A 21,617-nucleotide genomic window follows, 5' to 3' on the forward strand; every position below is an offset into this window, starting at 1 on the left:
CAAATCCGTGGCTCCAGGCCGATACGCATGCGGGAACCGACGCCGATATTTGGAGTTTCCGATCAGCAACCCCGCAAAGGAGTCCAGCGATGACCGCCACCAAGCACAAATGGTCGGCCGAGGTGACCGAGCACAGCGACGCGATGGATCTCGAGGACCACGTCTTCGAATCCGACGATGCCAAGAAGATCGCCGCCTCGCTCAAGCGTTCGGCCGAACACAGCCACCGCCGCAAGGCCGAACCCTTCCAGTCCGCCATGTCGATGCTGAATTTCTACATCAACAGGGCGGGAAAAAACCTGCCTGCGGCGCGCAAGAAAATCCTCGAGGACGCCAAGGACGAACTGCGCGAAGCATTCGGGCGTCCAAAGGAGGATTAGCCCTCGACCGCCAATGGTTCCTCAAGCTTGTTCCTCACCCATCAAAACGAGGTGAGGAACCCATTTCGTACCGGCTGCCCAGCCGGTCGGCGCGCTATTGCTTGATCTCGGGTTCGACGAGCTTGGCCAGGTTCCGCAGCGATTCCTGCCAGCCGAGATAGCAGGCTTCGGCGGGAATGACGTCCGGGATGCCGGCCTGGGTGATGTTCAGTTCGGTGCCCATGGACACTTTCTTCAACGTCACGGTCACCTCGATCTGGCCGGGCAGGTTGGGATCGTCGAACCTGTCGGTGTAGCGCAGGAGTTCGCCCGCAACGAGTTCGACATATTCACCGCCAAACGAATGGCTGTCGCCGGTGGTGAAGTTGCGGAACGACATCTTGAACGTGCCGCCGACCTTGCCCTCGAAGTGATGGACCGTGCAGGTGAAGCCATTCGGCGGAAGCCATTTGGCAAGCGCATCGGCCTCGAGGAACGCGCGGTAGACCTTCTCCGGGCTGGCGGTCAGGACGCGGTGCAGACGGACGGTGCTGGGCATGTCGATTTCCTTTCGGCTCCTGTTCGATACTCCAAGGACGGATACCACACAGCCGATCCGACACAGGCTCTCGAATTTTTTGGCGGCGCCGGCCTGAATTTTTCCGAGAGCCCGCAAGGCGGAAGCACACCTGCGCCGAATGGCCGTGTCGCGGAAATCTATCGCGAACGGATGACGTTGTCGGTATTGGCCAGCAGCTTGCGCACGGCATTGCGCGCCGCATCCGGCCGCTGCAGGCGGATATTCCTCTCGATTGCCTCGTGCATCTTCTGGGCGAGCTGCAAATCGTCGAGTTCGCGGGTCGTGTAGGCAAACAGGTGATCGAAGGCGGATTCGATCAGCACGCCGAGCGGGACCAGCAGATCATTGCCCGAGGCACGCAGGATTGCGAGGTGGAAGCGGGTGTCGGCGCGGGTCCGTTCCTGCAAGCTCTTCGCCTCGCCCATCTCCCGGCAGGCCTGGCTGATCTCGGCCATCTGCTCGTCGGTGCGCCGCATGGCGGCAAACGCGGTCGCTTCCGGCTCGATGATGTGGCGGAATTCCTGCACCGTCCGCAGGAACACCTCACGGTCGGGCGACGTCGCGTACCAGGCAAGCACATCGCGGTCGAGCAGGTTCCAGCGTTCCTTCGGTTCGACCCAACTGCCGATCTTGGGGCGCGATGCCAGCAGGCTCTTGGCCATCAGCATCTTGATCGCCTCGCGCACCGCCGACCGGCTGACGCTGAAGGTCTCCGACCATTTGGCTTCATTGGGCAGGATGGTGCCGGGCGGATAGTCGCCGCGCACGATCCTGAGCCCGATTTCGCTGGCCAGCGACGTATGCACGCTGGAGCCCGGAATGCGCGCCGCGTCGGGCCGGCGAACACCGGCCGGGCGCTCGGCGGCTACAGCCTTTTTGGGCGATTTTTCCTTGCTCGGCTTCGCGTCCCGCATGAATTCCAGAAAGGCCGGTTTAGGGAAGCTGTCAAGCGCGGTGCGGCCGTTGGGCCGCAAAGCCGGCTTCTATGCACAACCAAGCCGCGGCGCGACCATACTCAGGCGGTCTTGACGTATTTGCGCCAGCTATGCTCCGGCCGGAAGCCGAGCATGTCGCGCGCCTTGCGGTTCGACAGCAGCGTCTCGTATTCGCCGAGTTCGCCCTTGACCGGCACGCCGGGATAGAAGCGCTTCAGGAGTTCGGCGGTCGGCAGATCGGACGAGGTATCGTCGTTGGCGGCGTTGAACACCTGGTAGCCCAGCCCGTCCTTCTCGACGGCGCGCAGCGTGATCTGGCCAAGGTCGCGCGCGTCGATGTAGCTCCAGGCGATACGTTTGCGAAAGCCCGGATCGGCAAACCATTTCGGAAACAGCGAATACTCATGCGGCTCGATGACGTTGCCGATGCGCAAGGCATAGATGTCCGTGCCATTGCGCTGCGCGAAGGCACGCGCTGTCTTCTCATTGACGACCTTGGACAGCGCATAGCTGTCCATCGGATCGACGTCATAGTCCTCGTCGAGCGGGAAATGCGTGGGGTCGCGCGGCTCGTTGGCGAACACCAGGCCATAGGTCGTCTCGCTGGAGGCGATGATCACCTTGCGGATACCGAGCTTCACCGCCGCCTCGATGACGTTGTAGGTGCCCATCGCATTGATGCGGAACACCTCGTTGTCGGGCGTGATCATGATGCGTGGAATGGCGGCGAAATGCACCACGGCATCGACCGGTTGCGGGCGCAGCGAGGGGTCGAATTCGTGCAGTCCCATATAGCTCGACAGCGCGTTGAACACCTGGCCGCTGTCGGTGATGTCGGTGATCAGCGTGCGCACCTTGGGATTGTCGAGCGGCCTGGTGTCGATGTTGAGCACCTGGCAGCCCTGCTCCACCAGATACTGCACGACGTGGCGCCCAGCCTTGCCGCTGCCGCCGGTGAACATGATCCGCTTCGTCATTGTGGTCTCCACGAAAGTCCTGGGATTTACCTGTATTGTCAGACAATATTGCTTTCCGCAACCGTCTGTGGCTAAAACAGCGTCGACATTATCGATAATCCAGAACAGGACAGACAGCATGAACACGACCGCCAGCGAGAAGATCGGCTTTGTCGGCCTTGGCCTGATGGGTCACGGCATCGCCAAGAACATCGTCGACAAGGGATATTCCCTGACCTTTCTCGGCCGCAAGAACCGCAAACCGGCGGAGGATCTTCTCGGCCGAGGCGCTCATGAGGCATCGACCTCCCGCGACGTGGCGGCGGCGTCCGATATCGTCTTCATCTGCGTCACCGGCTCGCGCGAGGTGGAGGTCATCATTCGCGGTCCCGGCGGCCTCAAGGAGGGCTTGAAGAAGGGTTCGGTCGTCGTCGACTGCTCGACCTCCGATCCGGTCTCGACGGTGGCGCTCGCGGCCGAACTCAAGGCCCTCGGCGTCGACTATGTCGACGCGCCGCTCAGCCGTACGCCTAAGGAAGCCTGGGAAGGCACGCTCGACGCCATGGTCGGCGCGCCCGACGCCGTCTTCGCCAGGGTCAAGCCGGTGATCGACACCTGGGCTGGCCGCATCGTCCATATCGGCGACACCGGCGACGGCCACCGCATGAAGCTGCTCAACAATTTCATCTCGCTGGGTTATGCCGCGATCTATTCCGAGGCATTGGCCCTGGCCGAGAAGGTCGGCATCTCGCCGCCGCGTTTCGACAGCGTCATCCGCAATGGCCGCATGGATTGCGGTTTCTACCAGACCTTCATGCGCTGGACGCTGGAAGGCGACCGCGACGCTCACAAATTCACCATCGCCAACGCCTTCAAGGATCTGACCTATCTGGAATCGATGGCGGGTGCGGCCGGCATCGCCAACCCGCTCGGCAACGCCACCAAGAACTCCTTCGCCGGCGCTCACGCAACCGGCCCAGCCGAGCAGTTCGTGCCGATGCTGGTGACCCATATCGCCAAAGTGAATGGTATCGACCTGATGCCGATGAAGGATGGAAAGAAGCAGACGATCTGAGGATCCGGACGGCTGGCCTTACCGCCGGTCCCTTCCGATTCCCTCATCGGTGTCGGCGAGCAGCTTGTGCACGGCGTTGCGCGCCGCGGCCGGCCGCTGCAGGCGGATGCTCTTCTCGATCGCCTCGTGCAGTTTCTGCGCCCGCCGCTGATCGCCGACCTGGCGCGTGGTGAAGGCGAAGAGATGGTCGAGCGCCGACTCGATCAGCACGCCGAGCGGCACCAGAAGATCATTGCCCGACGCCCGCAGGATGGCGAGATGGAAGCGCGTATCGGCACGGATGCGCTCGGCCAGGTTGGCCGCCTCGCCCATCTCGCGGCAGGCCAGGCTGATCTCGGCCATCTGCTCGTCGCTTCGCCGTATCGCGGCGAAGGCGGACGCCTCCGGTTCGATGATGTGGCGGAACTCCTGCACGGTGCGCAGGAACGCCTCGCGATCCGGTGCGGTCGCGTACCAGGCAAGCACGTCGCGGTCGAGCAGGTTCCAGCGCTCCTTCGGCTCGACCCAACTGCCGATCTTGGGGCGCGATGCCAGAAGGCTCTTGGCCATCAGCATCTTGATCGCCTCGCGCACCGCCGAACGGCTGACATTGAAGGTTTCGGCCCATTTGGCCTCATTGGGCAGGATGCTGCCGGGCGGATAGTCGCCGCGCACGATCCGCAGACCGATTTCGCCGGCCAGCGAGGCGTGGACACTGGCGCCGGGAAAGTGCGCCGCGTCGGCCCGGCGCACCACGGCCTCCCGGCGGCCGGCCTGTGGCTTGGCCCGCTTGGCTCGGCTGTTTGACGTCTCGTCCGGCATCCACGTTCCAATACGTCGGCCGTATCTTGTCCCGGGCACATTCCGCAACTGTCGGGTCCGCCAAATCCGTTGTAGAAAAATCCGAACCATGGGCGCGACAATGCCGGAGCCGTCGGCCCCTGAAATGTCTGCCCAATCATCCGCCGAGGTGGAGGGCGCCCGCTGGCGGGCGCCCCGGATCGAAAATCCTACTTCTGGATGCAGGTGTCGACCGTGTCCTTGGTGCATTCGTCGAGACCGGTGAACACCGGATCGTCGACCTTCTTGCCCTTGACGAGATCGATCATCACCGATGGCGCCTTGTAGCCCATTTCGAAGGGCCGCTGGCCGACCAGCGCGGTGACAAGACCATCCTTGGCGATCGCCACCTCGTCGCCGATCGTATCGGCGGCGCCAATGACGAAGTCGTTCTTGGCCAGCCGGTCCTTCAACGGTCCGATCAGGTCGCGATAGGGCTGCGGCGCGCCGAACAGCGGCCAGCCGCCCATGATGCCGAACGCATCGAGCTTGGGATTGGCGGCGAGGATGTCGGTCATCGCCTGGACGCCCTTGGCGCCGTCGTCATTGGTGAACACCGGGCAGCCGGCGACTTCGGTCCAGCCGCCTTCGCCGGCAAGGGCCTTGAGGCCTTCCTTGCCAGTCAGCGCGTCGCGCATGCCTTGCGCGCGGCGCAGGATGTTGTCCGCCGCGGGATTGCCCTCGATGGTGCAGATCGTGCCACCATTCGGCTTGGCCTTCTTGATATACTCGCCGATCTTCTTGCCCATTAGATAGTTGTCGGTGCCGAGATAGGTCTTGCGCAGTGCCGCGTCTTCCTTGGCAAGGTCTGCGTCGACGGTCATGATCGGGATAGACGGATTGGCGCTCTTGATCGTCTGCGCGATCAGCGGTGCGTTGGACGGCGAGATCGCCATCGCCACCGTGTCGGCCTTGCTCAGCATGTCCTGCACGATCTGCGCCTCGCCGGCCTCGTCGGAAGTCGATGCCGGGCCGGTGTAGAAGCATTGATATTCCGAGCTGGCGTTTTCCTTGTTCCACTTTTCGCAACCCTGGTGGATGGCTTCGAAGAACGGATTGTCCAGACCTTTCACCACGATGACGAGCTGCTTCTTGGCCAAAGCCGGCCCGGCGCCCAATGCCATGGCGGCGACGGCGGCGAGCAAAACTGTTTTCCTCATGTCAGTCCTCCCTTGGAAACAGACGGACACGGCGTGTCCGCCACACAAACCAGCCTGGATGCGAGATGGCAAGGCGAACGCTTGAGCCGTCAGGCAAGGCCGATAAGCATTTTCAGATGCGACCGCACCGGCACGCGCCGGGACGATCGATGATCTCTCGCTGGTCCGGCCATCGATAACGGCTTGGGGACCGGCAAATCTTCCTCCGACGATCAGCTAATAACGACGAGCCGCCAACGTCAATTGCTATTTGTCCTACAAAACGGATTTTTCGGAGCCGCGTCCAACTATTCGTCGGACAAATACCTCGTTCCCGTTCATCCGACAATTGACGCCCGTGGGGGCATTTGCGTAAATGCCCCGTCATCGTTGTTTTCCGGGAGGAGCCGGGACCGCGATGCAAGAGCTGTGCCCTGGCGGGTGCGGCCAGGCATGGGAGGCAAAGGCTGGTGGCGGTTCTCGAACTCACCAACATCTCGAAGCATTTCGGCGCCATCCAGGCTGTCAACGACGTGTCGCTGTCGATCGAGCCAGGTCAGGTGGTCGGCCTGATGGGCGACAATGGCGCCGGCAAGTCGACGCTGGTCAAGATGATCGCCGGCAATTTCCGTCCGAGCCACGGCACGATGCGGATGGACGACAAGGAACTGATCCTGCACAAGCCGGTCGAGGCGCGCCAGCACGGCATCGAGATCGTTCACCAAGACCTGGCGCTCTGCAACAACCTGACGGCGGCGGCCAATGTCTATCTCGGCCGCGAACTGCGCCGTGGCGTCGGCCCGTTCCGCATCCTGGACTATGCGGCCATGTACAAGCGCGCCGGCCAGATCTTCGCCGAGCTGAAATCCGAGACCCGCCCGCGCGACCTCGTCAAGCAGATGTCGGGCGGCCAGCGCCAGGCGGTGGCAATCGCCCGCACCATGCTGTCCCAGGCCAAGATCGTGCTGATGGACGAGCCGACGGCGGCGATCTCGGTCAGGCAGGTCGCCGAAGTGCTGAACCTAATCCGCCATCTGCGTGACCAGGGCATCGCGGTCGTGCTGATCAGCCACCGTATGCCCGACGTCTTCGACGTCGCCGACCGCGTCATCGTCATGCGGCGCGGCAGGAAGGTCGCCGACAAGGCGATCGCGTCCAGTTCGCCCGAGGAAGTCACCGGGCTGATCACCGGCGCAATCGAGCAGGTGGCATGAGAATGGCGAAGCCGGATTTCACCGCGCATCGGCAGCGCAGGAAAGGTCGATAATGGCAGTCACCCTTGACCAGACGATCGCGCAGAAGCAGCACACCTTCCTGTCGCGCCTGTTCTCCAGCCAGACTTTCTGGGTGGTGATCGCCGTCATCCTGGCCTGTATTTTCCTGTCCTTCGCCACCGACGCCTTCGCCACGTCGAAGAACCTCTACAACATCACCCGCAACATCACCTTCGTCGCCATCGTCGCGCTCGGCATGACCTTCGTCATCATCACCGGCGGCATCGACCTGTCGGTCGGCTCGGTGCTGTGCCTGTGCTCGATGGTGCTGGCCGTGACCATGCATGCCGGCTATTCGATCGAGATCGGCATTCTGGCCACGATCGCCACCGCGCTCGTCATCGGCGCCTTCAACGGCATCCTGATCGCCTATCTCGGTTTCCCGCCCTTCGTGGTGACGCTGGGCATGCTGTCGATCGCGCGCAGCCTCGCCATGGTCGCTTCCAACAACACCGTCGTCTTCCAGTTCGGCCCGGACCACAACAAGCTGCTGGCGCTCGGCGGCGGCGCCTGGCTGTTCGGCATTGCCAATCCGGTGCTCTACATGATCATCCTGGCGCTGATCACCGGCTTCATCCTGCGCTGGACCAAGTTCGGCCGGCATATCTTCGCCATCGGCGGCAACGAGCACGCCGCGACCCTGACCGGCGTGCCAGTGCGCCAGATCAAGGTCGCCGTCTACATGATCTCGGCGCTGTCGGCCGGTATTGCCGGCATCATCGAAACCGGCTGGCTCGGCGCAGTCACCACCAATCTCGGCAACGGCATGGAGTTGCAAGTGATCGCCGCCACCGTCATCGGCGGCGCCAACCTCGCCGGCGGGGTCGGCACCGCCTTTGGCGCCATCGTCGGTGCGGCGTTGATCGAGGTCATCCGAAACAGCCTCGGCCTGCTTGGCATCAACGCCTTCTGGCAAGGCACCTTTATCGGCGGCGCCATCCTGCTGGCGGTTCTGTTCGACCGCATTCGCAATTTCAGGCGCAGCGACTGAGAGCACTTCGTCGTCGAAGCGTTATTCGTTCGGGTTCCTATCGCTCAGTCTGAAAATCGGCTGAGGCCGACCTGCATTGGTACCCACCAACAGCCGCTACCTTGACGGATACCGAAAACCGGCCGCACAATCCCCCGGCAGGCGAAGGGAGGCCAGTCGCTTGCGGGAGGATATACCCATGACGGAAGCGATCAGGCTCTACTGGGGCCGGTTCGGACATGTTTCTGTCTTGAATGTCGCGAGCGACTTCGTCACCCATGCCCATGTCGAGGCACATCTGATCATCTGGCTCGAAGGCACCGCCGGCGAGATGACCATCGGCCGTGAGACGGTCCGCCTCGGCCCAGGCACCGCCGCCGGCATCAACTCGCTGCAGCCGCATAGCCACGTCCTGTCGCATGACGGCAGGCCGGGCCTGTTCCTGGCCTTCTACATCGATCCGGACTGGGCGCACCGTCGTCGTGACCTGCCATCCAGCGCGCCGCTGTTCTCACAGGCGGCAATCGCGCTCGAGCCGTGGCTGCACCAGGCCGCCGCCAGCCTGCTTGACCATCTCACCGACAATGAAAGCGTCGATGATATCGCCAATTACGAGATCGAGCGCTTCATCGATTCAGTGCTCGATGCCGCCGACGCCTCGGCGCCGCAGGAGCCGCGCGGCCGCATAAACACCATGCAGGACTTCCGCGTCCGCAAGGCGATCCAGTTGATGAAGGCCAATGTCTGCGAGCGCATCTCCTTCGACGACGTCGCCCGTGCCGTTGGCCTGTCCAGGCCGCACTTCTTCGCCTTGTTCAAGGAACAGACCAATCTGACGCCCAACGTCTACTGGAATACGCTGCGCATGGAGGAAGCGGTGCGGCAGTTGCAGTGGTCGCAAGAGCCGCTGATCTCGGTCGCCTGCAATCTCGGCTTCACCACGCAAGGCAATTTCTCGCGCTTCTTCCGCGACCATGTCGGCGTGCCGCCGACGCTCTACCGCGAGGCCGCACGGGCAACCGCCTGAGCCGCAGCCATCTGTTTTTTCAGACTGGTTGATACGCGCTCAAGACGCATTGATAAGTGCCGCCCGATCTAGCGTCCTACCCTTGCCGCAACGAAAATTCGCAAGGGAACGTCATATGCCCAAAGTCACCATCTCCAGCGTCATCGACGCGCCGGTCGAAAAGGTCTGGGCGCGCATCCGTGACTTCAACGGCCTGCCGGGGTGGCATCCGCGCATGGTCGAAAGCCATATCGAGGACGGCAAGGACGCGACCACGATCGGCTGCGTCCGCAACTTCCAATTGGCCAGCGGCGCACGTCTGCGCGAAAAACTGGTCGACTTCTCCGATGACGATTTCCTGGTCAGCTATTCCATCCTGGAAACGCCGCAGCCGCTCACCAACCACAAGGCGACGCTGCAGCTCAGGCGCGTCACCGACGGTGACCGCACCTATGCCGAATGGACCGCCAGCTTCGACGCCGCCCCCGAGGAAGCCGATAAGCTGGCCGAAGGCATGGGCGCCAATGTCTTCCAGGGCGGCTTCAATGCCCTCAAGAGCCATTTCGCCGGCCAGAGCTGAAGGAGCGGACCATGGCGCTGGCGCTGCAGACTTTTGCAACGGTAAAGGACGCGAATGCCGCGCTGAAGTCCGCCGGCACCCGCTATCTCGGCGGGGGTACACTTGTTGTCCGTGCCGCCAATGAAGGCGACGTCTCGGTGTCAAGCCCTGTCAGGTCGACCGACCCGGCCCTGTCGGCCATCGAGGTCGGCGGCGGCAAGGTTCGCATCGGCGCCTCCGTGACCATGGCGGAAATCGCCCGCCATCCGGAACTCGGCCCCCTTGCCAAGGCCGCCCGCGCCGTCGGCGGTCCGGCGATCCGCAACATGGCGACCGTCGGCGGCAATCTGTTCGCGCCAGCGCCCTATGGCGATTTTGCCGTCGCCCTGCTGGCGCTCGACGCAGCGGTCGGCACCGATAACGGCGAGATGCCCATCGAGACCTTCCTGGTCGGGCGGGACGACAGCCGCGCCATCGTCACATCGGTCAGTTTCACGAAGCCCGACAACTTCCGCTTCCTCAAAGTGTCGCGGGTCAAGCCCAAGGGTGTCTCTGTGCTGAGCATCGCCGTCGTTCTGGAACAGGCTGGAGACGGGACCGTGTCCTCGGCGAGGATCGCGCTCGGCTGCATGGCAGATCGACCGATGCGCGCCAAGGCGGCCGAAAAGGCGCTGCTCGGCAGAACGCTTGACCCGGACGGCATCGCACCGGCGCTGGCCGCCGCGAGCGAAGGCACTGCGCCGATCACCGATCCAATCGCCAGCGCCTGGTATCGCGCCGAAGTCCTGCCGGTCCATCTCGGCCGGCTGCTGCTCGGCTAATGCTTGTCGCCCAAAAGTGTGAAGCGGTTTTGGGAGAACGACAAGCACAAAAATGAACAGGTCGGGGGGCGCGCGCTTGCCCTGCGGGGCAGGCGCGCAAGGAGGAAGAATGACAAAGGTCCCGGTTCAATTCACGCTCAATGGGTCTGAAAAGGCCGAATTCATCGACAGCGGCACGACGCTGCTCAATGCCTTGCGCGACAAGATCGGCGACACTTCGCCGAAGGGCGGCTGCCACCAGGGCACATGCGGCGCCTGCTCGGTCATCATCGACGGCGAGTTGAGGCTCTCCTGCCTGACGCTGGCCGAGACCTGCAACGGCGCAACGATCACCACCACATCGGGCCTTGCCGAAGGCGGCGTGCTGCACCCGCTGCAACGCGCCTTTCTCGACACATTCGCCACGCAATGCGGCTTCTGCACGCCGGGCATGATCATGGCCGCCAAGGTGCTGCTCGACCATACGCCTAATCCCAGCCGCGAGGACGTCGTCGAGGCGCTGTCCGGCAACATCTGCCGCTGCACCGGTTACGAGCCGATCATCCAGGCGGTGCTCAGCGCCGCCCGCGCCAACTCGCAGAACGCGGCCTGAGGGACCAAAAGAATGGAACTGCGCAAGAACTACTTCGCCGATGTGCGCAAGGACGACCTGCACGAGATCGGCCAGCCCCGGCCACGCTCGGATTCGCCCGGCCACGTCACCGGCAAGACAGCCTATTTCGCCGACCGAAATTTCCCCGGGATGCTGCACCTCAAGATGGTGCGCAGCCCGCACCACCATGCCCGCATCCGCTCGATCGACACCTCCGAGGCTGAGAAGCATCCGGGCGTGGTCAAGGTGCTGACGGCCAAGGACGTGCCGCACAATGTCTACACCATCCTGATCCTGATCCAGGTCGGACCGGAGGACGAGACGGTGCTCGCCGACGGCAAGGTGCGCTGGAAAGGCGAGGCCGTGGTGGCGGTGCTGGCCGAGACCGAACGCGCCGCCCAGGAAGCCGCCGCCAAGGTCAAGGTCGACTATGAGGTGCTGCCCGCCGTCTTCGACATGGAGGAAGCACTGAAGCCCGGCGCGCCCTTGGTCAACGAATATCACGGGCAGAACTATTACCTCTATGACAGCGGAGAATGCCGCAAGGTGCGCTTCGGCGATGTCGAGGCGGGCTTTGCCGAGGCCGATCACGTGCTGGAGCAAAGCTACCAGTCCTCGCCCATCGAGCACGCGCCGACCGAGACCACAGGCTGCGTGGTGGTGCCCGAAGGCAATGACCGCTTCACCTGCTATACCAACACACAGGCGATGTTCTTCACCCTCGACAACACATCGATCATCCTGCAGATGCCGGGCTCGAAGCTGCATTTCGTCGGCGGCACCGTCGGCGGCGGTTTTGGCGGCAAGGTCGATGTCATCGTCGAGCCGATCGCCATCCTCGGCGCAAAATTAACCGGGCGACCGGTCTGTTTTATCTACAGCCGCGAGGAGGAGATGCAGATCTCCTCGCCTCGCGCGGCCGAAAAAGTCATCATCAAGGACGGCGTCATGAAGGACGGCCGCATCATCGCTCGGAAAGTCACCGGCTACACCGACGCCGGCGCCTACTCCCGCCATTCGCCCTATGGCGCGCAGAAGGGCGCCGGGCATTATCCCGGCCCCTACACCATCCCCAATGTCTGGATCGACACCTACTGTGTCTACACCAATCGCACGCCGTCGTCGGCCATGCGTGGCTTCGGCGTCACCATCGGCGACTTCGCGCTGGAGGTGCAGATGGACAAGCTGGCTCGGCTGATCGGCATGGACCCGCTCGAATTCCGCTTCATCAACGCCTATCGCGACGGCGACATGAAGGCGCATCGCCAGCCGACAGAGGGTGCGGCACTGATCGAATGCATGCAGGAAGCCTCGCGCGTCGCCAACTGGCCGGTGGCGGAAAAATACATGGCGATGTCCTCCTACAAGAACGGAGCTTGAGATGGCGATCAGGCGCGGACGCGGCGTCGCCGCGATCAACTATCCCACGGGCATGAACCTCGGCGGCGATCCGACACAGGCGCTGGTGCATTCGACCCCGACCGGCAATTTCATGGTCACGCTGTCATCGGTCGATCTCGGCCAGGGCATGAAGCAGATCATGGCGCAGATCTGCGCCGAGACGATTGGCGTGCCGACCGATCGCGTCGTCGTCGACACCGCCGACACCGACACCGGCCCGCACTGCATGGGCACCTTCGCCTCGCGCGGCACCCACCGCGCCGGCAACGCCGTCATCCAGGCCGCCAAGGAAGCCCGCCAGGTGATGCTGGAAGTGGCCGCCGAAGAGCTCGAGGTGAATGCCTCGGACCTCGAAACCGATGGCCAGGGCAACATATTGGTCAAGGGCGCGCCGCAAAAGTCGATCTCGATCTTCGATGTCGCGCTGTCGGCGCATTTCAAGCGCGGCCGCTCGATCTCCGGCCGCGGCATGTTTTTGATCCCCCGCTCCCACCCGGAGAAGGAAACCGGCGCGATGAAGCCGTCGACCTGCTACGCGCATGCCTGCACGGTCGCGGAAGTCGAGGTCGACGACGAGACCGGCGAGGTGACCGTGCTGACTGTGAAGAACGTCTTCGAGATCGGCCGCGCGCTGAACCCGAAAATGGTCGAGCAGCAACTGGTCGGCGGCTCGTGGATGGGCATCAGCCATGCGCTCTACGAGACGACCGAGCCCTATTATCCCAACCGTGACCATGGCGGCACCGACTTCAACCAGTATCTGATGCCCGGCCCAGGCGACCTCGCCGAGACCGAAATCATCGTGCTGGAGCGGCCGTCGGCCGACGGACCGTATGGCGCCAAGGGGCCGGGCGAAATGTGCGCCAACCCGCAAATACCAGCGGTCGCCAATGCCGTCTTCGACGCCGTCGGCGTGCGCATCGACACGCTACCGATCACGCCCGAGCGCATTCTGCGCGCGCTGAAAGCGCAAGCGAACTGAGTGCCGAAATGCCCGAGGTGAACACCGAGACTGTCGCGACCTCGCCGGAGGCGGTGGCACAGCATCTCGCCGCCTCGCGCTATCTCGCCGATGACAGCCTGGCCACCGCCATCTTTCTTGCCATCCGGCTCGGCAAGCCGCTGCTGCTCGAAGGCGCGCCAGGCGTCGGCAAGACCGAGGCGGCCAAGGCGGTCGCAGAGCTGCTCGGCCGCGATCTGGTGAGGTTGCAATGCTACGAAGGCATCGACGCCGCGCATGCGCTCTACGAATGGAACTATCAGCGCCAACTGCTCGCCATCCGCCATGCCGGCGAGCACGAGATCGATATCTATGACGACCGTTTCCTGATCGCCCGGCCGCTGCTGCAGGTGCTGAAGGCGCCGCAGCAACGCGTGCTGTTGGTCGATGAGATCGACCGCTCGGACCATGAATTCGAAGCGCTGCTGCTGGAATTCCTCTCCGACTTCCAGATCAGCATTCCCGAGCGCGGCACCATCCGTGCCGAGGCACAGCCAATCGTCATTCTGACCTCCAACCGCACCCGCGAACTTGCCGAGGCGCTGCGCCGCCGCTGCGTCTATCACTGGATCGGCTATCCCGACGCCGAACGAGAAGCCGCTATCATCATGCTGCGCGCAGGCGACGTCGCGCAGGCCACCGCACGCGCCGTGGCGGCGGCCGTGCAGAGCATTCGTGCCCGGCCACTGGCCAAGCCGCCCGGCATCGCCGAAGCCGTCGAATGGGCCAATGCGGCAACCATTCTGGAAAAAGGCGGCAGCCCGTGGCCGGAAGCCTTCCGCCGCGCCATCGGGGTGCTGATCAAGGACGAGGAAGACCTCTCCTACATCGCGCCGGAACTCGGCCGCATCGTCGAGGAGGCGCTGGCGTGAGCCGCGACCTCGACAATCCCTTCTCCCCGTTCACGGGGAGAAGGTGCCCCGAAGGGGCGGATGAGGGGCGGCGCCAACGGAGAGAGAATAGCTTGCCCCATGCCGCCGCACCCCTTCTCGGCTTCGGCCGGCTGCTGCGCCGCTACGGCTTTGCCATCGCCCCCGAACAAGTCTCCAGCTTCATGCAGGCGGCAACCTTGCTTGGGCCCCGCTCGATGGCCGATATCCGCGAAGCAGCGCTCGCCACGCTGGCGCCGCCGCCGGATCGCCGCGACGAATTCGAGGTGCATTTCCAGAGCCATTTCTACGGCAACACGTCAGCCGTGGTCGAAGGCGACGCCGGCGAAGAAACTCGTATCAACGATGATGGCGGCGCCGACGACGAGCGGATCGAGGCCGAGCAGCGACAGGAAGGCGGTGAGCTTTCCTCGGCGCTGGAGCAGTTGAGCAGCCGCGACTTCCAGCGCGACGACGACAGGCTGACCGCCTTTCGCCGCCGATTGTCGAGCGCCTTGCCGGCCCGCCGCTCCTTCCGCACGGTGCGCACCCCTTCGCGCGGCAAGCTCGACCTGCGCCGCTCGCTCAGGGAAATCGTCAGTGCCGACGGCGATGTCCCCTCGCCGCTGCTGCGCCGCCGCCAGACCGTGCCGCGCAAGCTGCTGATCCTGATCGACGTATCGGGGTCGATGAAACTCCACACGGCTGACTACCTCAAGCTGGCGCATGCAGTCGTGCAAGGCGCGGACCGGGCAGAGATATTCACCTTCGGCACGCGTCTGACCCGGATCACCACGGCGTTGCACGTCCGCGGCCGCGAGCAGGCGCTGGCGCGCGCGGCCGCCCAAGTCGATGACTGGGACGGCGGCACCCGCATGGGACCGACGCTGCTTGCCTTCCTCTCCGTGCCGCGCTTCTCATCTTTTGCGCGTGGCGCGGCAGTGATCATCCTCTCCGACGCGCTGGAGCGCGGCGACCATGCCGAGATGGAGACGGCTATCCGCCGGCTGAGCGCCCGCGCCTTTAGGCTGTCGCTGGCAACCCCTTTGGCCGGCGACCCGCGCTTCCAGCCGGCAACGACGGCACTGCGCGCCATCCTGCCAGTGCTTGACGATCTGGTCGACGGCTCGTCGGTGAACAGCCTCACCGATTTCATCCTGTCGCTCGCCCACCCTGCCCCGCGAGCGGTGACAATCTGGAAAAGGGTATCGTGATGCAGAAAGCCATCGACGCGCATTTCCACATCTGGCGCCAGCAGGACCAGCCCTGGCTGGTCGGCCCAATGGTGCCGCGCATCTTCGGCCCTTACGAGCCGATCCGCCGCGACTATCCGATCGAGGAGTTTCTCGCCGACCAGCAAGGTTCGGGCGTCGAGAAGGCTGTCTACGTCCAGACCAACTGGGCGAAAGAGGATTTCGAAAAGGAAGTCGCCTTCCTGCAGAAAACGGCTGACGAGACCGGCTGGCCGCACGCCATCGTCGGCTACACCGACATGACGGTGGACGATGCCAGACCCCAGATCGACCGCTTGAAAAAATATCCGCTGCTGCGCGGCGTGCGCATGCAACTGCATTGGCACGAGACGCCGGCCTTCCGGTTCGCCACTGGCCCCGATCAGGTCATCGACCCGAAAGTACGCGCCAATGTGGCGCGGCTGAAGGACTATGGCCTGTCCTTCGACCTGCAGCTCTTCCCTGCCCAGATGAAGGACGGATTGACGCTGGTCGGGGAAAATCCCGAAATCAATTTCATTCTCACCCATGCCGGCATGCTGACCGGCATGGATCAGGAAACCACCGAAGCCTGGAAGGCTGGCCTGCGCACGCTGTCGGCAGCGCCGAATTTCTACGCCAAGCTGTCCGGCCTCGGCACCTTCGTCCATCGCAACGACCCGGCACTGATCGTCTATATCGTCGACAACGCGATCGAAATATTGGGCGCGGATCGCCTGATGTTCGGCTCAAACTTCCCGATCGAGAAGTTGTGGACCAGCCACGCCGAACTGATCAGGGCGCACCGGGATGCGGTGGCGAAGCACGGTCCAGTTGCCGAGGCGGATATCTTCTGGAATTCGGCGGAGAAGATCTATCGACCAGCTTGACCGCCCGGCGTCGCCGCGCCACTGGCGCGGCGATGCTCCGGCAGGCCCTTACTGCGTCGGCAGCATGCCTTCGACGTCGTTTGCCGCATCAGCGAGCGCTTCCTTCGGCTGTGCCGACTGGTCGACGATCCGCGACAGATTGTCGACGATGGTCTGCGTCACCTTCACACCGTTGGTGCCGGGGAAGGCATACCACGGAATCATCCGCGGCATCTGGCTGAGGCCGGCCTGGAACAGCGGATTCTTCTTGTAGAAATCGCCAAGATATTCCGGCGATTTCGCCGCGAGCTCATTGTTGGGGACATAGCCCGTGCCGGGCACTACGACCGACGCGCCATAAGGGCCAGCCGCGAATTTCGCGAACTTCCAGGCGGCGTCCTGCTTGGCGGCATCCTTGGTCAGGATGACCACGGCATTGCCGCCGGTCGGCAGATGGCCGTTGATCGGATCGATCAGCGGGATCTTGGCCGTGCGCAAAGTGAACTTGTCGCCGACATTCTTGATCGTGTTGACCAAGGCGCCGGTGGTCTGGAATTCGAAGCCGACCTTGCCGGCCGCGAAAGCCTGCTCGCCAGCCGGCTTGGTGAAGACCGGCATGCCGCCCTCCTTCACCATCCGCTGCAGGATCTCGACCGCCTTCTCGCCTTCTGGCCCGTTGAACGCGACCTTGCTTTCGTCCTCGTTCAGCATCTTGCCGCCGGCGCCGAACAGAAGCGCCGAGAACATCCAGTCGTCGCCCTGCCAGCGGAAGTCGATGCCGTCGACGCCGTTGCCGAGCGCCTTGATCTTGCCGCCGAGCGCGATGACCTCGTCCCAGGTCTTGGGCGGATTGTCCGGGTCGCCGCCGGCGGCCTTCACCAGGTCGGCATTATAATACATGATCGGGTTCGAGGTGGCGAAGGCCAGCCCAACCTGCTTGCCGTTGACCTGCGCCAGCTTCAGGATTGTGTCGGAGAAGCCGAGCTCCGCCATGTTGCCTTCCTTCTTGACCAGCGGGCCAAGATCGACGGCAACGTCGCGCTCGTTGAGCATGCGCAGACGGTTGAGACCGATGAAGGTGATGTCGGGCATTTCGTCGGTGCCGGCTTGGCGAAGGATGGTCTGGATGCCTTCCTCGTAGGTGGCGGACGGGCTGGCGAACTGTATCTTGATATCGGGATTTTCTTCCATGAACTTCTTCGAGATCGTGTCCATCACGTTCTTGAAGAAGCCGGGCATCGGATAATGGACCGTCAGCGTCGTGTCGGCATAGGCCGGAAGGGCGAAGGTCAGCGAGACCGCCGCCGCTGCAAGAATCCTGGGAAGTTGCTTCATTTGCTCGTGCTCCTGGTTCGACCCGGTCAGCCTTTCAGACCGGTCATGGTGATGCCTTCGACGAAGCGCTTCTGTGCGAACAGGAAGGCGACGACGAGTGGAAGGGTGATGATCAGCGTGGCGGCCATGAGCGCGCCGTAGTCGTCGCCCGCCTCGGCGGCGCGGAAATACATCAGGCCGAGCGGCGGCGTGGCGTAGGCCTGCTTGCTGACGACGATCAGCGGCCAATAGAGATCGTTCCAGTGGGCGACCACTGAGAAGATCGCGAAGGCGGTTACCGCCGGCCAGGCGTTGGGAACGATGACGCGGGCCACGATGCCGAGCTCGGACATGCCATCGAGCCGCGCCGCGTGGATGAGATCGTCGGGCATGGCGCGGAAGAACTGCAGGAACATGAAGATCGCGAACACCGAAATGGTGAAAGGCGCCACCAGCGAGGTATAGCTGTTCAACAGCGACATCCTGTCGAAGGCGACATAGAGCGGCAGCGCCGTCGCGTGGATCGGCACCAGCAGGCCGAGCATGACCAGCACCATCATCAGCCGGGCGGCGCGGAACTTCAGCTTGGCCATGGCGTAGGCGCAAGGAATGGCAACCAGCACCTGGAAGAAGAAGATCATGCCGCACACAAGGACGCCGTTCCACAGCAGTGTTGCCATCGGCACCTTGCTTAGCGCCTTGGCGAAATTCTCGGCGAAGTAGAAATGCTCGGGGATGAGCGACAGTGACGAGGTGAAGATGTCGCTCTGCGTCTTGCCAGCGGTCGAGATCATGAAAATGTAGGGCGCAAGGATCATCAGCGCGCCGAGCGAAAGCAGCGCGAAGCGGATGATGCGGCCGGCCGGGATGCTGGTCATGTGTAGTGCACCCGCCGGTCCAGCACGCGGTATTGGAGAAGCATCAGGACGACGAGGATCGCCAAGAAGACCACCGTCATCGCCGAGGCATAGCCGACGCGCAGGTAGACGAACCCTTCCTGGTAGATGGTGAATAGCAGCACTTCAGAGGCCTTGTTAGGCCCGCCATCGGTCAGCATCTTCACCGTCTCGAAAACCTTCACCGCATTGGTGATGCTGATGGTGACGACGAACAGCGTCGTCGGCCCGAGCATCGGCCAGGTGACCAGGAAGAACCGGTCGAGCGCCGATTTCGCGCCGTCGACGTGAGCAGCGGCGTAGAGTTCACGCGGGATAGCCGTCAGGCCCGCCAGGAACAGCACCATGTTGAACCCCACCGACTGCCAGATGCCGATGATCGACAGGCTGTAGAGCACGGTGTTCGAGGCGCCGAGCCAGTTCGGGCCAGGAATGCCAACCAGCGCAAGCAGCGCGTTGAGTGGCCCGATCGTCGGATGGAAGAGATATTGCCAGACGGTCGCCATGGCGACGATCAGCGATGCCACCGGCAAGAAATAAACGGTACGGAAGAAACCACGTGCGCGCGGTTCGCCTTCGATCAGCAAGGCGACGCCGAGGCCAAGCACGATCGAGACCGGAGCGACGATCGCCGTGTAGACCGACGTGTTCCACAGCGATCTGCGGAAGGTGCGGTCGGTCAGGAGATGCGCGTAGTTCTCGAAGCCGACCAGGCGGAATTTGCCATAGCCGAGCTCGAAATCGGTGAAGCCGAGAAAGATGACGGCAACCACGGGCAGCAGCACGAACAGCAGCAGTAGCACGATCGCCGGGGCCGCCAGCAGCCAGGCGATGCGGTCCTCGCTGCGCCGATGAAGGGCGGCGGCGCTCCGGACATTGCCCGCCACCGCGACGCTAGACATAGGCCGGCTCCTGGCGTGCGGGCGCGGCACTCGCCGTGCGCAACCGCCTTCCCTCCGGCCCGAAGACCATGGCCCGTTCGGGCAGAAGAAGGACACCCACCGGCATTCCAGCAATCAGATCCCTTGCTTCGTGCGGCGCCAGCTTGGCGATGACGATGTCGCCGGTCGCGTCTAGCCGGCAATGGGCGACGACCTCCGACCCGAGAAATTCGAGACGATCGATCCGCCCGCCAAGGCCGCTCCGCCCGCTGGGCGAAAGTTTGACGAATTCGGGCCGGATGCCGAGGCTGACCTGGCCATTGGCCACCTTCTCCAGCAGGGCCAGCCGGATGCCCTCGAAACTCACCCGACCGTCTTCGGCGAGCGCCGGTATGATGTTGATCCTCGGCTGACCGACGAAACGGGCGACCTCGATATGAGCCGGATCGTTGTAGATCGCTTCGGGCGGGGCGAGCTGCAGCAGATTGCCGCCGATCATCACCGCCACGCGGTCGGCCATCGATAGCGCCTCGGCCTGGTCATGCGTCACATAGAGCGTCGGCACGCCGGCGCGGCGGTGCAGTTCGACGATTTCGCCACGGGCATGGACGCGCAGATTGGCGTCGAGGTTGGATAGAGGTTCGTCCATCAGGAAAATGCTGGGATGGCGCACCATGGCACGCGCAAGGGCCACGCGCTGCCGCTGCCCGCCCGACATCTGACCAGGCTTCCGGTCGAGCAGATGATCGATCTTCAGCACAGTCGCCATCTCGCGGACATCGCGCAAAATGCCGGTGCGGATCTCTTTCTGGCCGGGCAGGATGGAGCCGACCAACGGCAGCCGCTGCGTCCGGCTCAACCGCTTCATTGCGAGCGGAACCGCGATGTTCTGGCCGGCCGTCAGATGCGGGTAGAGCGCGTAGGACTGGAACACCATCGCGATATTGCGGTCGGCCGCGGCAACCGCCGACATGTCCCTGCCGCCGACGAATATCTCGCCGCTGTCGGCATGATCAAGCCCGGCAAGAATGCGCAGCAAGGTGCTCTTGCCGCAACCCGAGGGACCGACCAAAGCGATGAACTCGCCTGCTTCGACATCAAGGCTGACGCCGTTCAGGACGGCATTGCCGCCAAAGGACTTGTTCAGACCGCGAAGCGAGAGAGCACTCATGAGGCGACCCTCTTTCGAACCTTGTGCGCTTCGTGCGGATAAACCTCCTCGACCACGTCGTCGAGGACATGGACGGTCATGCCGGGGATCGCGGCGATTTCACTGGTGACTGCGTCACCGAATTCATGCACGACCGCGCCAAGCAGCCGCTCGCCCGGCATGTCGCGCTCCATGTCGCCGACGACGAAGGCGGCCGACGGACCCCATACCAGCGCGGTGTTTTCGTATTTGCCTTGCCATGCCCGGTGCAGGTGACCGCTGGCGAACAGCGCCACATCATGGGCACCGATAAGATCGTAGAGACGCTGCCGCTGTGTCGGGCGGATGCTCCAGTAACCGGTATCGCCCTCGTCAGGTTCATCGATGAACAGCGGCTTGTGGGCGAAGACCGCGACGCGCCGACCGCCACGGCTTTCCAGGGCCGTACGCAGCCATTCGAACTGGCTCTCTTCCTCGGCATCATCAAAGCCCATCAGCAGGCTGTCGAGGCCGATAAATCGCCAATTTCCGGCGTCCTCCGTCCAATAATCAGGGCCAACCAACCGGCGCCAGCGTTCCAGCCGCCCGGCATTGACCGGCTGCAGGGAGCCGGGCAGATGGCCGACATCGTGATTGCCGGGTACAAGCAGCATCGGGGCCGAGATTTCCCGCATCAGCTCCATGCAGAAGCTGATGTCGGCATCCTTGTCGGCACCGTCGACGCTGAGATCGCCGGTATGGATGACGAGATCGGCGCCGCTCTGCTCGATCCAGGCGGCCAGCGGCTCCCAATTGCCGTTGAAATGCGGCTTGGTCGGGCTGAAATGCGTGTCGGTGATCTGGATTATTTTCATGCCGGCTCCACTGCGAGAGCCGGCTGCCGGAGAACCACCGGCGCGACTTCGCGTGGGTCTCCTTAGTGCCGTTACATGTCACTTCCT

At 63.5% G+C, this 21,617-nt stretch carries 23 protein-coding genes; 13 read left to right on the top strand and 10 right to left on the bottom strand.

The genetic code is table 11. The annotated features are described in order from the left end of the window. Positions 1–89: 89 nt before the first annotated feature. On the top strand, positions 90–380 hold the full coding sequence (locus tag C7I87_RS01245) for a DUF3175 domain-containing protein (RefSeq protein ID WP_149902482.1): 291 nt from the start codon (positions 90–92) through the stop codon (positions 378–380). 94 nt (positions 381–474) lie between these two features. Here the strand turns inward: C7I87_RS01245 and C7I87_RS01250 are convergent, their stop codons facing one another. The 3 genes from C7I87_RS01250 to C7I87_RS01260 form a co-directional block, all read right to left on the bottom strand. Further along, positions 475–918, bottom strand: coding sequence for an SRPBCC family protein (locus C7I87_RS01250; protein WP_149902483.1), 444 nt, complete (start codon positions 916–918; stop codon positions 475–477). A 158-nt stretch (positions 919–1,076) separates the two neighbouring features. Then, on the bottom strand, positions 1,077–1,853 hold the full coding sequence (locus C7I87_RS01255; protein WP_149902484.1) for a FadR/GntR family transcriptional regulator: 777 nt from the start codon (positions 1,851–1,853) through the stop codon (positions 1,077–1,079). 101 nt (positions 1,854–1,954) lie between these two features. Continuing rightward, positions 1,955–2,851 (bottom strand): NAD-dependent epimerase/dehydratase family protein, encoded by an 897-nt coding sequence (locus C7I87_RS01260; RefSeq protein ID WP_149902485.1) that lies wholly within the window; start codon positions 2,849–2,851, stop codon positions 1,955–1,957. 118 nt (positions 2,852–2,969) lie between these two features. Here C7I87_RS01260 and C7I87_RS01265 point away from each other — a divergent pair, with 118 nt between their 5' ends. Beyond that, positions 2,970–3,905: an NAD(P)-dependent oxidoreductase gene (locus C7I87_RS01265; protein ID WP_149902486.1), complete on the top strand. Its 936-nt coding sequence runs from the start codon at positions 2,970–2,972 to the stop codon at positions 3,903–3,905. 18 nt (positions 3,906–3,923) lie between these two features. Here the strand turns inward: C7I87_RS01265 and C7I87_RS01270 are convergent, their stop codons facing one another. Together C7I87_RS01270 and C7I87_RS01275 are read right to left on the bottom strand one after the other, a co-directional pair. Further along, entirely contained in the window at positions 3,924–4,706 is a 783-nt protein-coding gene (locus C7I87_RS01270; RefSeq protein WP_149902487.1) for a FadR/GntR family transcriptional regulator, read from the bottom strand. A 188-nt stretch (positions 4,707–4,894) separates the two neighbouring features. Next, positions 4,895–5,884 carry a sugar-binding protein gene (locus C7I87_RS01275; RefSeq protein ID WP_149902488.1) on the bottom strand — a complete coding sequence of 330 codons (990 nt, stop codon included), beginning with the start codon at positions 5,882–5,884 and terminating at the stop codon, positions 4,895–4,897. A gap of 449 nt (positions 5,885–6,333) precedes the next feature. Here C7I87_RS01275 and C7I87_RS01280 point away from each other — a divergent pair, with 449 nt between their 5' ends. The 11 genes from C7I87_RS01280 to C7I87_RS01330 all read left to right on the top strand — a co-directional run bounded on the left by C7I87_RS01280 (position 6,334) and on the right by C7I87_RS01330 (position 16,456). Next, positions 6,334–7,077 carry an ATP-binding cassette domain-containing protein gene (locus C7I87_RS01280; RefSeq protein WP_127280595.1) on the top strand — a complete coding sequence of 248 codons (744 nt, stop codon included), beginning with the start codon at positions 6,334–6,336 and terminating at the stop codon, positions 7,075–7,077. A 52-nt stretch (positions 7,078–7,129) separates the two neighbouring features. Continuing rightward, positions 7,130–8,128 (top strand): ABC transporter permease, encoded by a 999-nt coding sequence (locus C7I87_RS01285; RefSeq protein ID WP_149902489.1) that lies wholly within the window; start codon positions 7,130–7,132, stop codon positions 8,126–8,128. A 178-nt stretch (positions 8,129–8,306) separates the two neighbouring features. Beyond that, positions 8,307–9,134, top strand: coding sequence for an AraC family transcriptional regulator (locus C7I87_RS01290; protein WP_149902490.1), 828 nt, complete (start codon positions 8,307–8,309; stop codon positions 9,132–9,134). 115 nt (positions 9,135–9,249) lie between these two features. Further along, positions 9,250–9,693 carry an SRPBCC family protein gene (locus C7I87_RS01295; RefSeq protein WP_149902491.1) on the top strand — a complete coding sequence of 148 codons (444 nt, stop codon included), beginning with the start codon at positions 9,250–9,252 and terminating at the stop codon, positions 9,691–9,693. Positions 9,694–9,704: 11 nt separating this feature from the next. Further along, positions 9,705–10,493: an FAD binding domain-containing protein gene (locus tag C7I87_RS01300; protein ID WP_149902492.1), complete on the top strand. Its 789-nt coding sequence runs from the start codon at positions 9,705–9,707 to the stop codon at positions 10,491–10,493. A 109-nt stretch (positions 10,494–10,602) separates the two neighbouring features. Continuing rightward, positions 10,603–11,085, top strand: a complete 483-nt coding sequence (locus C7I87_RS01305; RefSeq protein WP_149902493.1) for a (2Fe-2S)-binding protein — start codon at positions 10,603–10,605, stop codon at positions 11,083–11,085. Positions 11,086–11,097: 12 nt separating this feature from the next. Further along, a complete protein-coding gene (locus tag C7I87_RS36375) occupies positions 11,098–12,465 on the top strand; it encodes a xanthine dehydrogenase family protein molybdopterin-binding subunit (protein ID WP_149902494.1) in 1,368 nt (455 codons plus the stop codon). A 1-nt stretch (position 12,466) separates the two neighbouring features. Then, positions 12,467–13,468: a xanthine dehydrogenase family protein molybdopterin-binding subunit gene (locus C7I87_RS36380; protein ID WP_149902495.1), complete on the top strand. Its 1,002-nt coding sequence runs from the start codon at positions 12,467–12,469 to the stop codon at positions 13,466–13,468. Between the two features lie 8 nt (positions 13,469–13,476). Then, a complete protein-coding gene (locus tag C7I87_RS01320) occupies positions 13,477–14,358 on the top strand; it encodes an AAA family ATPase (RefSeq protein ID WP_149902496.1) in 882 nt (293 codons plus the stop codon). 92 nt (positions 14,359–14,450) lie between these two features. Further along, positions 14,451–15,569, top strand: a complete 1,119-nt coding sequence (locus C7I87_RS01325; protein ID WP_149902497.1) for a vWA domain-containing protein — start codon at positions 14,451–14,453, stop codon at positions 15,567–15,569. Beyond that, positions 15,569–16,456, top strand: a complete 888-nt coding sequence (locus tag C7I87_RS01330; protein ID WP_188393685.1) for an amidohydrolase family protein — start codon at positions 15,569–15,571, stop codon at positions 16,454–16,456. The genes C7I87_RS01325 and C7I87_RS01330 overlap by 1 nt, the downstream gene beginning before the upstream one ends. A 48-nt stretch (positions 16,457–16,504) precedes the next feature. On the opposite strand, the gene C7I87_RS01335 is transcribed toward C7I87_RS01330, so the two are convergent. The 5 genes from C7I87_RS01335 to C7I87_RS01355 are packed head-to-tail and all read right to left on the bottom strand — an operon-like array spanning position 16,505 to position 21,530. Continuing rightward, complete coding sequence (locus C7I87_RS01335) at positions 16,505–17,770, bottom strand: ABC transporter substrate-binding protein (protein ID WP_149902499.1); 1,266 nt, start codon at positions 17,768–17,770, stop codon at positions 16,505–16,507. 26 nt (positions 17,771–17,796) lie between these two features. Continuing rightward, the gene (locus tag C7I87_RS01340; RefSeq protein ID WP_149902500.1) at positions 17,797–18,627 is read right to left on the bottom strand and encodes a carbohydrate ABC transporter permease; all 831 of its coding nucleotides are present in this window, start codon (positions 18,625–18,627) and stop codon (positions 17,797–17,799) included. After that, positions 18,624–19,547 carry a carbohydrate ABC transporter permease gene (locus C7I87_RS01345; protein WP_149902501.1) on the bottom strand — a complete coding sequence of 308 codons (924 nt, stop codon included), beginning with the start codon at positions 19,545–19,547 and terminating at the stop codon, positions 18,624–18,626. Before C7I87_RS01345 ends, C7I87_RS01340 begins: the two co-directional genes overlap by 4 nt. Beyond that, positions 19,540–20,697 carry an ABC transporter ATP-binding protein gene (locus C7I87_RS01350; RefSeq protein ID WP_149902502.1) on the bottom strand — a complete coding sequence of 386 codons (1,158 nt, stop codon included), beginning with the start codon at positions 20,695–20,697 and terminating at the stop codon, positions 19,540–19,542. The genes C7I87_RS01345 and C7I87_RS01350 overlap by 8 nt, the downstream gene beginning before the upstream one ends. Further along, positions 20,694–21,530: a metallophosphoesterase family protein gene (locus C7I87_RS01355; RefSeq protein ID WP_149902503.1), complete on the bottom strand. Its 837-nt coding sequence runs from the start codon at positions 21,528–21,530 to the stop codon at positions 20,694–20,696. Before C7I87_RS01355 ends, C7I87_RS01350 begins: the two co-directional genes overlap by 4 nt. Positions 21,531–21,617: the final 87 nt, after the last annotated feature.

The sequence above is a fragment of the Mesorhizobium sp. SARCC-RB16n genome (genome assembly GCF_008520305.1).
Classification (GTDB): Bacteria; Pseudomonadota; Alphaproteobacteria; order Rhizobiales; family Rhizobiaceae; genus Mesorhizobium.

What these genes read in the sequence shown, in the direction of transcription:
- C7I87_RS01245 (WP_149902482.1), top strand. Translation starts at nt 90, where the DNA reads ATGACCGCCACCAAGCACAAATGGTCGGCCGAGGTGACCGAGCACAGC.
- C7I87_RS01250 (WP_149902483.1), bottom strand. Translation starts at nt 918, where the DNA reads ATGCCCAGCACCGTCCGTCTGCACCGCGTCCTGACCGCCAGCCCGGAG.
- C7I87_RS01255 (WP_149902484.1), bottom strand. Translation starts at nt 1,853, where the DNA reads ATGCGGGACGCGAAGCCGAGCAAGGAAAAATCGCCCAAAAAGGCTGTA.
- C7I87_RS01260 (WP_149902485.1), bottom strand. Translation starts at nt 2,851, where the DNA reads ATGACGAAGCGGATCATGTTCACCGGCGGCAGCGGCAAGGCTGGGCGC.
- C7I87_RS01265 (WP_149902486.1), top strand. Translation starts at nt 2,970, where the DNA reads ATGAACACGACCGCCAGCGAGAAGATCGGCTTTGTCGGCCTTGGCCTG.
- C7I87_RS01270 (WP_149902487.1), bottom strand. Translation starts at nt 4,706, where the DNA reads ATGCCGGACGAGACGTCAAACAGCCGAGCCAAGCGGGCCAAGCCACAG.
- C7I87_RS01275 (WP_149902488.1), bottom strand. Translation starts at nt 5,884, where the DNA reads ATGAGGAAAACAGTTTTGCTCGCCGCCGTCGCCGCCATGGCATTGGGC.
- C7I87_RS01285 (WP_149902489.1), top strand. Translation starts at nt 7,130, where the DNA reads ATGGCAGTCACCCTTGACCAGACGATCGCGCAGAAGCAGCACACCTTC.
- C7I87_RS01290 (WP_149902490.1), top strand. Translation starts at nt 8,307, where the DNA reads ATGACGGAAGCGATCAGGCTCTACTGGGGCCGGTTCGGACATGTTTCT.
- C7I87_RS01295 (WP_149902491.1), top strand. Translation starts at nt 9,250, where the DNA reads ATGCCCAAAGTCACCATCTCCAGCGTCATCGACGCGCCGGTCGAAAAG.
- C7I87_RS01300 (WP_149902492.1), top strand. Translation starts at nt 9,705, where the DNA reads ATGGCGCTGGCGCTGCAGACTTTTGCAACGGTAAAGGACGCGAATGCC.
- C7I87_RS01305 (WP_149902493.1), top strand. Translation starts at nt 10,603, where the DNA reads ATGACAAAGGTCCCGGTTCAATTCACGCTCAATGGGTCTGAAAAGGCC.
- C7I87_RS36375 (WP_149902494.1), top strand. Translation starts at nt 11,098, where the DNA reads ATGGAACTGCGCAAGAACTACTTCGCCGATGTGCGCAAGGACGACCTG.
- C7I87_RS36380 (WP_149902495.1), top strand. Translation starts at nt 12,467, where the DNA reads ATGGCGATCAGGCGCGGACGCGGCGTCGCCGCGATCAACTATCCCACG.
- C7I87_RS01320 (WP_149902496.1), top strand. Translation starts at nt 13,477, where the DNA reads ATGCCCGAGGTGAACACCGAGACTGTCGCGACCTCGCCGGAGGCGGTG.
- C7I87_RS01330 (WP_188393685.1), top strand. Translation starts at nt 15,569, where the DNA reads ATGCAGAAAGCCATCGACGCGCATTTCCACATCTGGCGCCAGCAGGAC.
- C7I87_RS01335 (WP_149902499.1), bottom strand. Translation starts at nt 17,770, where the DNA reads ATGAAGCAACTTCCCAGGATTCTTGCAGCGGCGGCGGTCTCGCTGACC.
- C7I87_RS01340 (WP_149902500.1), bottom strand. Translation starts at nt 18,627, where the DNA reads ATGACCAGCATCCCGGCCGGCCGCATCATCCGCTTCGCGCTGCTTTCG.
- C7I87_RS01345 (WP_149902501.1), bottom strand. Translation starts at nt 19,547, where the DNA reads ATGTCTAGCGTCGCGGTGGCGGGCAATGTCCGGAGCGCCGCCGCCCTT.
- C7I87_RS01350 (WP_149902502.1), bottom strand. Translation starts at nt 20,697, where the DNA reads ATGAGTGCTCTCTCGCTTCGCGGTCTGAACAAGTCCTTTGGCGGCAAT.
- C7I87_RS01355 (WP_149902503.1), bottom strand. Translation starts at nt 21,530, where the DNA reads ATGAAAATAATCCAGATCACCGACACGCATTTCAGCCCGACCAAGCCG.